Origin of the sequence: Micromonospora sp. NPDC048843 (assembly GCF_040649965.1) — a bacterium.
GTDB lineage: Bacteria > Actinomycetota > Actinomycetes > Mycobacteriales > Micromonosporaceae > Micromonospora > Micromonospora hortensis.
Window position 1 is genome coordinate 1 of record NZ_JBEZGJ010000131.1, and the last position, 1,392, is coordinate 1,392.

Annotated in this window: 1 protein-coding gene; it reads left to right on the forward strand. The window is 73.9% G+C overall.

Annotation, left to right across the window (positions count from 1 at the left end):
• The coding region (locus AB0C20_RS25925; protein ID WP_357568921.1) for a glycosyltransferase family 4 protein at positions 1-1,236 on the forward strand (1,236 nt) is incomplete at its 5' end.
• Between the last annotated feature and the right edge of the window lie 156 nt (positions 1,237-1,392).

The window sequence follows — 1,392 nt, forward strand, 5'->3', positions numbered from 1 at the left end:
GGTCTCGGTCGACACGTGCACGCCCTCTCCGTCGCCCTCGCCGCCGCCGGCCACGAGGTCACAGTCGTCACCCGCCACAGCGACGGCGCACCCCTTGAGGAGTACGCCGACGGCGTACGCATCCTGCGCGCCCCCGAGGACCCGGTCACCTTCCCCCTCGCCACCGACTCGCTGCTGGCCTGGACGATGGCCTTCAACCACACCCTCACCCGCACCGCCCTGCGCGCCACCCAGGCCGGCTCCTACGACGTCATCCACGCCCACGACTGGCTCGTCGCCCACACCGCTATGACGTTGCGCGACCACCTGGACATCCCGCTGGTCAGCACGATCCACGCCACCGAGGCCGGTCGGCACCAGGGCTGGCTGCCGGAGGAGATGAACCGCACCATCCACGGCGTCGAGCAGTGGCTCAGCAGCGAATCCAACCGGGTGATCGTCTGCTCCGGGTACATGCGCGACGAGGTGAACGCGCTCTTCGGCGTACCGGCCGGACGGGTCGACGTGGTCGCCAACGGCGTGGAGCCGCACCGCTGGCGGGTGCCCGCGCGTGCCGTGGCCGCCGCCCGCGCCCGCTTCGCCGGGAACGGCCCGCTGGTCACCTTCGCCGGCCGCCTCGTGTACGAGAAGGGCGTGCAGCACCTGATCGCCGCGCTCCCCCGGCTGCGCGAACGACACCCCGGGCTGCGTGCCGTGATCGCCGGTGACGGCCCGTACCGCGCCGAACTGGAGGCCGAGGTGCACCGCCGCGGCCTCGGCGGAATGGTCACCATGCCGGGCTTCCTGGGCGGCACCGACCTGCCGGCGCTGATGGCCGCGTCCGACTGCTTCGTCGTGCCGAGCATCTACGAGCCGTTCGGCATGGTGGCCCTCGAAGGCGCCGCGGCCGGCGCTCCCCTCGCAGTCGCCGCCACCGGAGGCCTCGGCGAGATCGTCGAACCGGGCGTCACCGGGATGACCTTCCGCCCGCACGACCCGGACAGCCTCACCGACGCCGTTGACGCGCTCCTGTCGGATGCCGACCGCTCCCGCGTCATGGCCCGCCGCGCCCGCCGGATGGTCCACGACCAGTACGGCTGGGCCGCGATCGCCCAACGCACCGCCGCCAGCTACGCCGCCGCCATCCACCACGACGCCGCGTTCACCGCCGAGCGCGCCGAACAGCGGATGTCGCAGGGTCGCGCCCTCCCGGCGCTCCCCGAGGGCAACCTGCTCGCCGCCGCCGGCCTGCGCTGACCTTCGTCCTCCAGGCCCGATTCCGGGCCGGGCTCGGACTCGGGCCGGGCTCGGACTCAGGCCGGGCTCGGACTCAGGCCGGGCTCGGACTCAGGCCGGGCTCGGACTCAGGCCGGGCTCGGACTCAGGCCGGGCTCGGACTCAGGCCGGGCTCGT